The sequence below is a fragment of the Pontibacter sp. Tf4 genome, from assembly GCF_014212495.1.
Lineage (GTDB): Bacteria > Bacteroidota > Bacteroidia > Cytophagales > Hymenobacteraceae > Pontibacter.
Window position 1 is genome coordinate 367,801 of the sequence record NZ_JACKZC010000004.1, and the last position, 13,526, is coordinate 381,326.

The 13,526-nt window shown below is 49.9% G+C and carries 12 protein-coding genes; 5 read left to right on the plus strand and 7 right to left on the minus strand.

The window, feature by feature from the left end:
* Nucleotides 1-624 precede the first annotated feature (624 nt).
* Together H7F15_RS08985 and H7F15_RS08990 are read left to right on the plus strand one after the other, a co-directional pair.
* Nucleotides 625-1,419 carry a nucleotidyltransferase gene (locus H7F15_RS08985; RefSeq protein ID WP_185196632.1) on the plus strand — a complete coding sequence of 265 codons (795 nt, stop codon included), beginning with the start codon at nucleotides 625-627 and terminating at the stop codon, nucleotides 1,417-1,419.
* Nucleotides 1,420-1,422: 3 nt separating this feature from the next.
* Entirely contained in the window at nucleotides 1,423-2,163 is a 741-nt protein-coding gene (locus tag H7F15_RS08990) for a metallophosphoesterase (protein ID WP_185196633.1), read from the plus strand.
* Between the two features lie 54 nt (nucleotides 2,164-2,217).
* On the opposite strand, the gene H7F15_RS08995 is transcribed toward H7F15_RS08990, so the two are convergent.
* Nucleotides 2,218-3,075, minus strand: coding sequence for a DUF4846 domain-containing protein (locus tag H7F15_RS08995; protein ID WP_185196634.1), 858 nt, complete (start codon nucleotides 3,073-3,075; stop codon nucleotides 2,218-2,220).
* A gap of 299 nt (nucleotides 3,076-3,374) precedes the next feature.
* Between H7F15_RS08995 and H7F15_RS09000 the strand changes: the two genes are divergently transcribed.
* Nucleotides 3,375-3,752, plus strand: coding sequence for an endonuclease domain-containing protein (locus H7F15_RS09000; RefSeq protein ID WP_185196635.1), 378 nt, complete (start codon nucleotides 3,375-3,377; stop codon nucleotides 3,750-3,752).
* Nucleotides 3,753-3,924: 172 nt separating this feature from the next.
* On the opposite strand, the gene H7F15_RS09005 is transcribed toward H7F15_RS09000, so the two are convergent.
* From H7F15_RS09005 to H7F15_RS09015, 3 genes are all read right to left on the minus strand, one after another.
* Nucleotides 3,925-7,224 (minus strand): amidohydrolase family protein, encoded by a 3,300-nt coding sequence (locus H7F15_RS09005; RefSeq protein ID WP_255481156.1) that lies wholly within the window; start codon nucleotides 7,222-7,224, stop codon nucleotides 3,925-3,927.
* Nucleotides 7,225-7,388: 164 nt separating this feature from the next.
* Nucleotides 7,389-8,822, minus strand: a complete 1,434-nt coding sequence (locus H7F15_RS09010) for a hypothetical protein (RefSeq protein ID WP_185196636.1) — start codon at nucleotides 8,820-8,822, stop codon at nucleotides 7,389-7,391.
* A 214-nt stretch (nucleotides 8,823-9,036) separates the two neighbouring features.
* Nucleotides 9,037-10,338, minus strand: coding sequence for a M20/M25/M40 family metallo-hydrolase (locus tag H7F15_RS09015; protein ID WP_185196637.1), 1,302 nt, complete (start codon nucleotides 10,336-10,338; stop codon nucleotides 9,037-9,039).
* 92 nt (nucleotides 10,339-10,430) lie between these two features.
* On the opposite strand from H7F15_RS09015, the gene H7F15_RS09020 reads away from it, so the two are divergent.
* Nucleotides 10,431-11,486, plus strand: coding sequence for an AI-2E family transporter (locus H7F15_RS09020; RefSeq protein ID WP_185196638.1), 1,056 nt, complete (start codon nucleotides 10,431-10,433; stop codon nucleotides 11,484-11,486).
* Here H7F15_RS09020 and H7F15_RS09025 read toward each other — a convergent pair.
* Complete coding sequence (locus tag H7F15_RS09025) at nucleotides 11,483-12,043, minus strand: GNAT family N-acetyltransferase (RefSeq protein ID WP_221627021.1); 561 nt, start codon at nucleotides 12,041-12,043, stop codon at nucleotides 11,483-11,485. The two genes, H7F15_RS09020 and H7F15_RS09025, sit on opposite strands and share 4 nt — an antisense overlap.
* Nucleotides 12,044-12,175: 132 nt before the next feature.
* Between H7F15_RS09025 and H7F15_RS09030 the strand changes: the two genes are divergently transcribed.
* Entirely contained in the window at nucleotides 12,176-12,784 is a 609-nt protein-coding gene (locus tag H7F15_RS09030; RefSeq protein ID WP_185196639.1) for a porin family protein, read from the plus strand.
* 16 nt (nucleotides 12,785-12,800) lie between these two features.
* Here the strand turns inward: H7F15_RS09030 and H7F15_RS09035 are convergent, their stop codons facing one another.
* Nucleotides 12,801-13,001 carry a helix-turn-helix transcriptional regulator gene (locus tag H7F15_RS09035; protein ID WP_185196640.1) on the minus strand — a complete coding sequence of 67 codons (201 nt, stop codon included), beginning with the start codon at nucleotides 12,999-13,001 and terminating at the stop codon, nucleotides 12,801-12,803.
* Nucleotides 12,998-13,468: a hypothetical protein gene (locus H7F15_RS09040; protein ID WP_185196641.1), complete on the minus strand. Its 471-nt coding sequence runs from the start codon at nucleotides 13,466-13,468 to the stop codon at nucleotides 12,998-13,000. The genes H7F15_RS09035 and H7F15_RS09040 overlap by 4 nt, the downstream gene beginning before the upstream one ends.
* Between the last annotated feature and the right edge of the window lie 58 nt (nucleotides 13,469-13,526).

A 13,526-nucleotide genomic window follows, 5' to 3' on the forward strand; every position in this document is an offset into this window, starting at 1 on the left:
TCGAATTTGATTTCAGTCTTTGGGTTGAGCGCCTTGGCAGGTTCCGGTGCCGATAGGCAGCGCGACGTCAGGAGCGCAGGAAGCTGGCACCGCGCGATGCCCGAAGACGAGGCCTCCCGGCCGTGAGGGCACCAAGGCTAAATTGAAACTGTAGGTGAGTAGAGCTCCCAGGATTGGAGGAAGCGATGGAACAACGGCTTGTATCGAGTAGTAGGCAAAGCCAACTATAGAACTATAGCTTTTCGAACTATAGGCTTAGATAGATTTCTCGCTGCACTCAAAATGACAATACTGGCTATAGGATATATAAAATCCCTCGGCTATAGCTCGGCATGACAAGAGAAACTATAGCCTCAACTTGTACCAGAATCCCAACTTCCTCACAAATCCCATAAACACCTCTTTTAAAATAAACCCTAAACCAGCGAGCACAACAACGATATTAACCTGCATGACAACCCATAATTTTGCACTTCTTTTAGCTGGTAATCAGATGCTTTCTTGTAATTACCCAACAACTATTCTCCCGGAAATGAGTAAATAATTAACCCCTTGTTGATCCTTCCCGTCGCTTGCAAAGCAAAATGAATGCAACAAGACCTGATTTTATAGCATCGAATTTATATGAAAAAGATAAAAGAAGAGAAAGCGGTGGTAAACGGCAAGAGCGTAGCTACGCCCAAAGAAGCTACAAACGGCCAGGATATTGCCAACGAATTTTATAAGAAAACCCTGACACTCCTGAAGGATAGTCCGACGCCTTACCTGCTTGGGGGCGGCTACGCAATGTACGAGTACACCGGCATAGAGCGCGACATGAAAGACCTGGATATTTTCTGCAAGCCCAGCGAGTACCAGTACCACCTGAAATACCTGAACGACCAGGGCTACCAGACCGAAATTACGGATGCCCGCTGGCTGGCCAAAGTGTTCCAAAACGGCTATTACATCGACATTATTTTTGATACAGTAAACAACATCTGCACCGTAGACGACAGCTGGTATGAGTATGCCGTGAAAGGCAAAGTGTTTGGGGTACCGGTAAAATTCCTGGCGCCGGAAGAGCTTATCTGGTGTAAAATATACGTGCAGAACCGCGAACGCTACGACGGTGCCGACGTGAACCATCTGTTTCTGCGGTACGGTAAAAAGCTGGACTGGAAACGCCTGTTCCGCCGCATGGACCACCACTGGCAATTGCTTCTGAGCCAGGTCATCAACTTCCAGTTCGTTTATCCCGCCGACCGCGACATTATTCCGAAGTGGTTGTTTGATGAGCTGATTCAGCGGGCACAGCACCAATACGAGCTGCCAGCGTCGGTAGAGAAAGTGTGCCGCGGCCCTATTATAGACCAGACCCAGTACAAAACCGATATTACGGAATGGGAGTACAAGGTGGTAACTATAAAAACCATTTAACGGATGGATAAAAAGAGAAAGAAGACCCGCATTGCTGCGGTTGGCGATATACACGTTCGGGAAACGGACAAAGGCAAATGGACAGATTTTTTTAAGGATGTATCGGCAGACGCGGATGTGCTGCTGATCTGCGGCGACCTGACCGACCATGGCCGTGCCTCGGAGGCCGAAGTGTTGAGCCAGGAACTACGGGCTTGCTCTATACCGGTGGTAGCGGTGCTCGGCAACCACGATTACGACCAGAATGAACATAATGAGATCCGGAAAACCTTAGCGGAAGCCGGCGTAACGATGCTGGATGGCGATATGATTGTGCTGGAAGGCGTGGGGTTTGCCGGGGTGAAAGGCTTTGGTGGAGGTTTTAACCGCGCCATGCTGGCCATGTTCGGCGAACCGATGATGAAGCAGTTTGTGCAGGAAGCCGTGGACGAATCGCTGAAACTGGATGGCGCCTTGTCGCGCCTCGAAACCGAGCACCCGGACATTCCGAAAATTGCGGTGCTGCATTATGCGCCTATTTCGGCAACTATAGAAGGAGAGCCAGAAGCTATTTACCCGTTCCTGGGCTCCTCGCGCTTAGCCGAACCATTGGAGCGCCGGCAGGTACTCGCTGCTTTCCATGGGCATGCGCACGTAGGTACCCTGGAAGGACAGACAGCCAAAGGTGTAAAGGTATTTAATGTGGCCAAACCACTGCTGCAAAAGCTTGATAAACCGTTGCCTTATTACGTGCTGGAGGTATAAACTATAGTTTCAGATAATGTAAACGGCCGCCTGTGTTAAGGGGGCCGTTTTGTTTTAGAAACGCTTCAGGTGGTTTTTCTGGAAAGTCCATTCCGGGGTCAGTAAAGGCCCGTTAAATTTTGTGCTATACCAGGGGCTAAGCTCCGGGTTCATGGGGTTTTGCAGAATCTGAATTTCCTGGGCGGGCATGTAGCTTTGGGCCAGTAAGAAAAGCTTTTCGCCGGTCTGCGTGTTTACGGCCATATCCATCACGATAACGGCATGCCCCGGACTACCGCCTTTTATAAATACATCACCGATCTGGATATCAGCTATAGTTGCGGCCTTCATTTCTTTCTCCAAAGAGAGCGTGCCGGCATAGCTGAACACAACCTTCAGATAATCGCGGAACGAACTATAGTTGGTGGCCGGAGTTGCTTTTTTAACCCAGTTCACATCATTGCCTTTCACACTTATTCTGTAGCCCTGCTGCCACTTACTATAGTTTGCAGTAAAGCCATTGGTAAAATTAAAGTGAATAGCATTGTAGCGTTTCTGTTCGAAAAGGTATTCGGCCCGCAAGCGCATTACGGCATCGGCGCACTGCTGCAGGTCGTAGTTACCAACATCAATATCCAGCACGGCATCATACACCCCATCGTTGGGTTTTACTTTGCCATTGTAGTAATGCACCACCGCGCCATATGGCTTCAGTTTAAAGTTCTGCAGATAAGCCGCAAAAGAGTTCGACTGTGGTTTAACACGTGTAAAGCTTGCCGGAGCCGGATATCTCTCTGCTATCGTTTTGCCTTCAGGGTTGACCTTTACCTCATGTGCTCTCACTTCCTCAGTAGGGTTCTCTTTTATCTGTTCAGCATTTGAATGGCAGGCTGTAAATAGTGTTAAGAGGAGAGGGGTAAGGCAGCGCTTCATACGTTTGTCTTTTTATGGAAGATAATGTTTAATCCTGATAATTACCAATAAGCGAACTATGTCGCGAGCGTCCACGCTCGTGACGAACTATAGCAGGGGCCTCTGGCCTTGTTTAAACTTCAGACAGTTTTACCAAACTATTTGGATTTGCACTGCTAAGAAAGTATACGTTACACAAAAGCGAGAACAGAACGTAAACCAGTTGCTGACTGTCCCCTTGAGGGGACTACAGGGGTGTAATCGTTCCCGATCTAAGTCCTCAGTATTTATCAAACTATCAAACCGGAAAGTAATCGACCTTGGCTAAAAACAAAATCATTCCATACAGAGCAGACCTAAAGACGAAGGCCCGTGAGCTGAGAAGGAACAGCACTTTATCTGAAATCCTACTGTGGCAGGAAATAAAAGAGAGAAAGCTTTTTGGGTATCAGTTTCACAGGCAAGTGCCCATGTTGGATTTTATAGTTGACTTCTACTCACATGAATTGCAGTTAGCTATAGAAATTGATGGATATAGCCATAGCCAAAACTATAAATATGATATAAAGCGGCAGGCTGAAATAGAGCAGTATGGTGTGCAGTTTCTAAGATTTGATGATATGGAAGTGAAAAGGGATATGCAGAATGTACTAAGGACATTGGAGAGCTGGATCAGAGATAAGTCGCAAATTAAATGAGGAGAATTTTGTTCATGCACGATTACACCCCTGTAGTCCCCTCAAGGGGACAGTCTACTTGTAAAATCTCGTCTGCTATAGTTCGTCACGAGCGAGGACGCTCGCGCCATGTACAAAAAAAACAGGCTGCCCCATCCGGGCAGCCTGTTTGCTATAGTTTAAAACGTAAATCTTAGTGACGGCAGGTACAATGCTCACCGGCAATGCCTTCGAAGCGGGTGTTGGTGCCTTCGTGCCAGTCGAATGCGGTGGCGGTGCGGCTGTTTTCCCACCAGAATTTGCCTGGCTGCTTTTTATAGTTGCCTATTTCTGCCATGGTAGCAGCATCGTACAGGCGACCATTCACCATCGTGTATTTCACGTGCTCGGTGTTCTGGATATTCTCCAGTGGGTTAGCATCCAGCACGATCAGGTCGGCCAGTTTACCCTCTTCCAGTGAGCCGATTTCCTTGCCCATGCCAATATACTCGGCACCGTTCAGGGTTGCAGCACGAAGCGCTTCCAGGTTGGTCATGCCGCCTTGCTGCAGCATCCATAGTTCCCAGTGCGCGCCTAAGCCTTGTAGCTGACCATGCGCGCCCAGGTTCACTTTTACACCGGCATCGGATAATTTTTTTGCCGATTCTGACGTCAGGATGTGGCCGTTCTTGTATTCTTCGTCAGGCACCAGTGTAACGCGGCGCGAGCGACCATCTATAACAGAACGAGGCGTGAATTTCAGCAGGCGCTCTTTTTCCCAGGCATTGGTTTTCTGGTACCAGTAGTACTCACCGGAGTTACCGGCATAGTTCACGATCAGGGTAGGGGTGTAGCCAGTTTCAGATGCTTTCCATACTTCTACCACGTCTTTGTAAAGCGGGGCAACCGGAATGTTGTGCTCAATACCGGAGTGACCATCCAGGATCATGCTCATGTTGTGGAAGAACGTAGAACCACCTTCCGGTACCACGGTCATGTTCAGTTCGCGGGCAGCCTGAATTACCTGCTGGCGCTGCTCACGGCGTGGCTGGTTGTAGCTCTTCACCGAGAAACCGCCTACTGCTTTAATGCGACGCAGATGCGAGCGGGCATCGTCCAGGCTGTTGATCACGGCTTTAAAGTTACCATCAGCACCGTAAAGAATAGTACCGGTAGAGTAAATGCGCGGTCCGATCATGTTACCAGCTTTCACGGCTTCCGACTGGCTGAACACCATTTCGGTAGTTGATGACGGGTCGTGCGTTGTTGTTACGCCGTATGCCAGGTTGGTGTAGTACGACCACTGCTTCTGCGGGCTCATACCGTTACGGAAAGTACCCAGGTGCGCGTGTACGTCCACTATACCAGGCATAATGGTTTTACCGGCAGCGTCTATCACTTTCGCGTCTTTCGGTATAGTTACGTTTTTGCCGACAGCCACAATGCGGTTGCCATCTACAACTATAGTTCCGCCTTCAATCACCTCGTCGCCCTTCATGGTAATGATGCGGGCGTTCGTGAAAGCTACTTTACCTTCCGGTGTATCTGTTTTCAGCACCAGGCCGATCTTTGTTCCGGTCGTATCAATAGCTGGAAGTTTATCCGGCGCGCCATCAACAAAAGCAAAACGGTTCTTGATGTCGTTTGAGAAATACTCATCGCCCAGTACCCAGTTCACTTTTTTGCTGTCGCCAGACCAATGGATACTGGTGCCGGCATCGCGGGTGAAACGGGCAACCGGAACAGCTTTGGTTTCAGCGCTCAGATCCATGCCAGAACCGTTTGCAGTAAACGGAACCACATAGCCGTTAAACAGCTCTACAAACGCCAGCCATTTGTTGTCCGGGCTTGGGTAAAACTGGTCGGTGTACTTGGATGTATAGTGCGTTTGCTCTTCTTTTCCGTTCAGGTCTACAGATTTAAAGGCTGATTTACCACCTTCATACCCAGTAAAGAAAATGCGATCAGAAGTGGCGTTGAATAGTGGAGAAGATCCGTTCTTCTGTACAAAAGTAGATTTGCCACCATCAGCAGACATGTAGTAAATGCCACGCTCGTTGCCATGCGCATAACCCATGTGGTTGTTGCCGCCTTCTTTGTTATAAACTATAAACTTACCGTTCGGCGAGAACGAAGCATTAGTGTAGAAACCTTTCTCAGCACTCAGTTTGGTTGGCTTCGCATTTTTCTTGCGGATATCCAGTTTCATGATCGCTCCGAAGTTGTCGTCGTTCCAGGTGGAGTAAACTATAGACTTACCATCTGGTGAGAAGGCAGGGTAAAACTCAAAATCACCACCTTTGGTGATGCGCTCCGGCTTGCCGTTTGGCAGTTCCTTTTTGTAGATGTGGCCGGCAGCGTTAAATACCAGAATCTTACCATCCGGGGAGGTTACCGCATGGCGGATAGCTTTAGCTGTAAACTCTTTCGGCGATACGCCACCGTTCTTGCTGAAATCATGGCGAACGGCATCGGCAATGTAATGTGTGGCAGTAGCCTCAAACGGGATGTTGGTTATCTTCTGGTTGGCTACATCTACTTTGTTGATCTTGCCCTGTGCCCAGTAAACGATGCTCTTGTTGTCTGGTGTCCAGGCGAAGGATGGGTACAGGCCGAAAATAGCCCATGCTTCCTGCTGGTCTTTGCTCAGGTTATCAACTATAGGCCACTGCTCACCAGTTTTCAGATTCTGAATAAACAGCACCGATTTGGTACGCACGCGGCGCACAAACGCAATGTGCTTGCCATCTCTTGATATAGTTGGGCGCACGGAGCCACCGTTACCGGTAACGATGTTTTCGATCTCTCCTGTGTTACGGTCTACTCTGCGGATCACGTAGATCTGGCCGTTCGGGTCTTTGTTGTACTCAAACGTAGTGCCACCGCTCATGTCTTCAGAGAAATACACATACTTACCATCCGGCGATACAAATGGCTCACCGGCATCCTGTTGGTCGTTTTTGCGTTTGGTCAGCTGTATACCAGCACCGCCTGTGCGGTGGTACATCCACATTTCGCCGGCACCCAGCGAGCGGGTATTGGTAAAGTGCTTACGGGCAACAATGTACTGGCCATCCGGTGTCCAGACAGCATTATTCAATAACCTGAAGTTCTCGTTGGTGATCTGTCTGGCATCCGAACCGTCGCGCTTCATGATCCAGATGTTGTCGCCACCACCGGCATCCGATGTAAAGGAAATAAACTTACCATCTGGGCTGAAACGTGGCTGCACTTCGTAAGGGCGGCCGGTACGCAGAAGCTTCGCTTTGCCACCCGAAATCGGCATGATGTAGATATCGCCGAGCATGTCGAACACGATCTCTTTGCCATCCGGACTTACGTCCAGGCTCATCCAGGTGCCTTCGTCGGTGGTTACGGTAATTTCTTTTTCGGTTCCGTGGGCAGCGTCCACTTTCCATTTCTTGTCATCTTTTTTGTCCTGTGCTACGGCAGAGCTTATAGGTAAAGCAAGTGCCGCTGCCAGGAACATACTCAGATAAGTACGTTTATTCATGGTAGGGTGAAATTGGTTGATTAGTCGTTTACCAAAGATACTAAATAGGACCAGTGATTAAAGAGATTTTACAGATTAAGTAGGATTTTGAGCCTTACGTTCTTTGCCTGATCCTTCGCGTACTTAGTGGGTAAGTCTTACTGCAAGGTGCGCAAAGCTATAGTTTAAAATTTAAGCCTCCCGAACTTATAGTAGCCTTTACCGGAACCCAGCACAATAAACTCCTGCCGGCTGAGCTTGTAAGCTGCGGAAGGAACAAGGTAGAAGTCCTGATGGCGGCCGGTCTGCGATCTGCGGAGTGGCCTGACGCGCTGCTTTCCATCGGGGGCTATGGTAACCAGTACAGGCGTTTTCAGTATAGCTCTCGGGCTGGCCATTATGATCTCGTTCTGCTCGTTATAGTTGTATTCAAAATCAAGGTAGATAAGTTTTATAGTATCTGCTTCTGTGGTGGCTATGTACGAACTGAGCTGTACAGCCCGCGCCGCCTCTGCCTGGTGTTTGTTAACGCTGGTAGTAAGCTGGGGTGCGCCGTTTGCTGCAAACGTGGTGATGAGGATATCGTCGGTATGGCGGTCGCTGGCAGAGGTGGTAGTTACCTCGCCGAGCAGGGCCGTGCGGTTGCCCGGAAGCGGAAGCAGTTGCTGCAGTTGCAGGTGGCGCAGGCGCTGGCTGTGGTCCTGGTCCGGTTTATACGCCTTATAGTTTTGCAGAAAAAGGCTGTCGATGGGGCTGTAGTTGAGAGTTAACCTTCGCAAGCGGCCTTTGGGGATTCGGTAAAAGAAAGTGCCGGTAGGCTCGGGTTGCAGGCTGGCCACAAAAGGGGCCGGCGCCGTAGTGCCCGCTACAATCACATCGCCGTTCAGGATGCCAAGCTTTGCTTGCAAGGGCCGTTGCGCGGTGCTGCCTATTGCCTGCATGGCGTTGCTGCCGTTACGGCCCTCGAATCTGTACAGAAAAAAAGCGGCTTCCGGCGAATTGGTGGCAGGCAGCCGGGTCAGGATGTAGGCTGTGCCTGCTTCGGTTACTTCTGTTTGCTGCACCTCGCCCTTTACAGGCAGCGATACCTGCCAGCGCAGGGTAAAAGATCCCTGAAACGATGAAACTATAGTTTGCTGCGGCTCGGCCTGTTGCTGCAGTATAAGTATCAGTCTGCCGTCTTTTGTCTGGGTATAGATGGTTGCGTCCGGGGTGGTGGTGCCCAGTAAATGGATGGCCGGCATGTAATTCCCGTGCAGGTCTATTTGCTGGATGTATACTTCTTTTTTGTATCTCTCTGTCCGGGAGGAGAGCAGGTACACCTGGTGGTTCAGCAGGATCAGATCCTCGAAGGTGGCGCGGTTGCCGGCGGGGTCCAGGGGTGCGATGGCAACTGCCCAGAGGCGCTGGCCATTGCCGGAATAGTGTTCTAATGTCACCTGGCTGGTCTGGGTGTAGCGCGTGTAAAATGTGTTGTTATTGCCAGGCCCGATGAGCTGCAGGTAGTTCAGGTTGCGGTTTCGTTGCGGAATTTCAGGCCCCCAGGTGATGGCAGGTTCCTGTGCCAGGGCAGGTAATGTGAAGAGGAGGAGTACCAGGAAGCGTAAAAATCTCACCATACAGCCAACACAAAATGTTAATGCCAACTTAAGTTGTACGCACCAGCCAATAAGGAGATCAAAAGTTGTACAGGTTTGTGGTTTAGGCAGAAAAGAAAAGAAACGCAACGTAGGCTGCGTCTCTTTTCTTTTCTGATCAATCTAAAGGACCAAAACTAATCTATAGTTCGGACCAATCTCTTAAAAATCAGTCTTCTCCCTTTAATCACTGATCTTATTGTACCTGCGCTTTATCTACACGGGTAGGGGTAGTCTTGCCGAAAACGATGTCGTAGGAGCCAAGCGCGATGCCTTTGATCATGCTGGTCAGGTGGGCCATGTCGAGCATTTCAAACTCGTCGTTTACGGTGTGGTAGGTTTTGTCCTGGTCCATCTGCACCGACGAAATGGTGTGGGCCGGAACACCCAGGCGGGCCAGTGTGGCATTGTCGGAGCGGTAGAACAGGTTTTGGGTTGGGTAAGGATCCGGGTGGATACTATAGCCGGTGCCTTCCAGGCGCTTCTGCATCAGGCTGCCCAGGTCCGATTTGTCGAAGCCGGTCATGTAGGCGCTGTTCGGCCCGAACCTGGAAGGTTTTCCGACCATCTCGATATTGAACATGGCTACGATCTGGTCCGGGTTGAGCTGCTCCGAGAAGTATTTAGAGCCAAAGCCACCCATTTCTTCGGCCGCGAAAGCAACAAAAAGGATCGTGCGTTCCGGTTTGCGTTGTTTCTGGTAAAAATCGGCCAGCATCATCATAGCGGAGGTACCGGAGGCGTTGTCGTCGGCGCCGTTGGCGATAGAGTCCCCATCTACTGGCTTTTGTATACCAATGTGGTCGTAGTGGCCCGAAAACACCACAAATTCATCTTTGCGCTTGCCCTCTATCATGCCCACCAGGTTGGTCAGCTGCAGTTCTTCTACGTTATTCTCAACCTCTACTTCATAGTTCTGAGGCTGTGCCTGCTCGGTAAGTATAAACACTTTGCTGGCGCCTTTGCCCATTTCCTGTACCATGTTGCCGCGGCGCATGTAGCGCTGGTAGTTGGCAAATGTGCTGGCATGTTTGGGGTGCACCAGTACCAGGGCATCATCCTGCATCCGGAAAACATGCATCATGGCGTCGCGGGCATTCTCGTTCTCCCCGATAGGGATGATGCGGCGCTCTTCGCTGGTTTCCCACTCCAGTTCTTTATAGTTGGTGGTAGCAAAAATGTTTTCGGCAGCTATCTGTTCGCCATTCAGTTTTACTTCCAGTTCCTGCGGCGTCAGGCGGTACATGGTAAATGTCTGCTTAAAACTGTTGGCACCAGGCAGCGGCTTTAGTTTTGATTTCCTGAATTCGGCAGCAATAAAGTCAGCAGCTTTCTGGGCGCCTGGTGTAAAGGAGGCACGGCCCTGCATGTCATCTGCGCTCAGGGTTTTAACCAGCCGGGTAGTTTTTTCCTGGGTTATGGTTTTCAGGTTCTGGCCAAAGGCGCCGCCCGAAAGGCATAGCAACAAGGCAGGCAGGGCTACAAAATGTTTTCTCATAGTAAAAGGTTGGTTATAGTTTCTTGTAGAAGGTTGTTATATTCGTGTATTACAATGTTAAGCAGCATTTAGCTGTACAAGATAGGCGTTTTATGGATACAAGCACTAAAGTAAACTGGCTAAAGTTACTGCAATTTGTAGTGTTGGGTGGTGTGGTGCTGTATGTAGGGCAGCCGTTGTTTGTACCGCTCAGCTTTTCGTTGCTCATCAGTTTTGTGTTGTACCCGATCTGCCGCTGGCTCGAAAGCAAAGGCTGGCCACGCTGGAGCGCCATTGCACTATGCCTGCTGGTGCTGCTGGTTATTTTTGTAGGACTGGGCTGGCTGTTGTTCAACCAGTTACTGCGCCTGATAGATGAATGGCCTACCCTGCAGCAAAAGCTTCTGGTAGCTTACCACGACCTGAGCCTGTTTCTGGAATATAACCTGGGTATACAAGTGGCGCGGCAGGCAGTTTGGCTCGAGAACATGGGCAATACCTTAGGGGCAAATGTGCTGGGTATGCTGCGCGATGTGGTGTATACCTCGGCGGTATCGGTGGTGCTGGTCGTGCTGATTCCGTTGTATGTGGCCCTGATCCTGTACAACCGCGAGCAACTGGCAGGCGCCCTTTTTTCGCTTTTCCCGAAGGCCCGGCATTATACCATCCGCAGCATTCTGCACGAAACGATAACTACCTACTATAACTTTATAAAAGGCATGGCTATAGTGTATGCTATAGTTGGTACACTTAATACCATTGGCCTGCTGTTGATCGGCGTGCCGCATGCCCTGTTTTTTGGAGTGGTGGCTTCTATTCTTACCTTCATCCCTTATGTGGGCATTACCATCGGGGCTGTGCTGCCCATGACCGTGGCCTGGATAACCTATGATTCGGCCTGGTACCCGGCAGGGGTAGTGATCGTGTTTGCCGTGGTGCAGTACCTGGAAGCCAACCTTATTTTTCCGTGGGCAGTGAGTTACAGACTGCAGGTAAATATGCTGTTCACGCTGCTGGCTATAGTTGCTGGCGGTATTCTGTGGGGAGCTTCCGGCATGATCCTGTTCATCCCGTTCCTGGCCATCCTGAAACTGATCGCTGATAAGTACGAAAGCCTAAAGCCTGTATCGCTGCTTCTGGGCACCAACGACACCCGAAAGAATGCTTAAAGCTGCTCCGGCTGCCATTCCCGCTTTAGTAAACTATACACCTGCAGGTCATGGAAGTAGCCGTTCAGTAGTTCGCCATCGCGTTCGATGCCTTCTTTGGTAAAGCCTAATTTCTGGGGGATGTTGCTGCTGCGGTGGTTGCCAAGCGCTACTTTCAGCTGTACACGGTTCATGTGCAGGTCCTCGAAAGCATGCTGCACCAAACGGCTGCAACTACGGCGCATGATCCCTTTTCCCTGCTCGTGCTCACTCAGCCAGTAACCAATCTCCAGTTTGCGGTTAAAATACTCTATGCTCTTAAACCCGATCAGCCCAACAATAGCCTCATTCGCTACAATCACAAAAACCTTATCGGTGGTGCTGCCAACTATAGTTTGCAGGTACAGCGCGGTATCGGTTCCCTGTTTGGTAAGGTCTACAAATGGGAGCCACTGGCGCAGGTAAGGCCGTTGGGTATCAATTATCCGGTACAGAGCCCCGGCGTCGGCAACAGTAACCGGGCGCAGGTACAGGTCCGGGGCAATAGGAAGGATAGCGGGTGTTGTTGTTTTTTCCATAGTCAGGTAATGTTGCGTAGGAGCCAGCCGGTACTTCGGTGCGCTAAGCTGGCAGGTGTAAATGCTGCGACCGAAACCAAACATTTATACTTGCTTATAGTTTAAGTAAGTACAAACCTTTGCTGCACGAATATGAGAAAATATTTACACTTTTGGTTTATAGCTTCCCTGCTAACTATAGTTTGCCAGCCCGCTTTTTCCCAGAACGAGGGCCCCGAGCTACGTTGGGGAGCCAAAGTAGGCGTAAACCTCGCCCGGATATCAGACGACCCGGGCCTGCAGGACATGGACACCGGACTTGGAACAGAATTCGGCATTTACGGGCGCATCGGCGACCGGTTTTACGTACAGCCCGGCCTCGACTTTGTAACCTACAAAACACACATCATCCGGACGGTGCAGCCGCGGCCGGGTGAGCGCGATGCATTTGTAACCAACTACCTGCGCGTGCCAGCCCTGATCGGTTACCGCACCAACTACGAAGGCAGCGTGCTTTCGCATCTTCGGTTCTTTGTTGGGCCTGCCTTTGCTTTTAATGTGGGCGTAAAAGACAATAACCTGGACGTGCGGCGCAAAGATGTACGCAATGCGCAGTTCAGCCTGAGTGGCGGCGCCGGGTTCGATATCCGTTTCCTGAACTTCGATGTTACCTACCACCACGGTATCAGCACTGTTTTTAACAACAATAATTCGGAAGGCAAAACCAAAGCTTTCTCGCTAACGGCTGGCATCGCTTTTTAAACTATAGTTGCTGAGCTTAATCTGTCTCTTCCAGGGTAAAGATATCTTCTACTTTCTGGTTGAACATGCGCGCAATTTTTAAGGCCAGTACCGTTGAGGGCACGTATTTGCTCAGCTCCATGGCGTTTATGGTCTGGCGGCTGACCCCGATCTTTTTGGCCAGCTCTTCCTGGGTTAAATTATGGATAGCCCGCTGCACTTTTAACGTATTTTTCATGCAATGGCGGCTTTGGATGTGCGGTAAAGGATGAAGTTAAACCTTATCAGGAAGATGATGAGCAGCGTAAGCATGTTGAGCAGCAGCACCTGGTAAAACGCCAGCCCATAAATAAACAGCACCGAAAACAGCAGGAAGCCATAGTTAATATAAGTGGCCCATAACAACGACTCCAGCCTGATCTGCGAGATGTATTCGTCTTCGTCTTTCTCTCTGGAGAAAGCTGCCAGCAACCCGCCAACTATAGCTGTCACGGCAATCAGCTCGTCAAAAATGTTATTCTCTACCAGCTTGAAAGCTTTGGCAGATTCAAAGATACCGCCATCGTAAAGGGCAAAAACTGTTGTATTTAATTCAAAAAGTGGGTTATCAGCCATAATAGCCAGAAAGCCAACTATAAGCGATGGCACCAGCAGCACCCAGCCCAGCAGCTTATACCGGTGCGGAAAAAGGAATCGTGTTTTCATGGTTTTCTATTGATTTTGTAAAGTATTCTTTACAAAAGTAAAGAATACTTTACAAAAG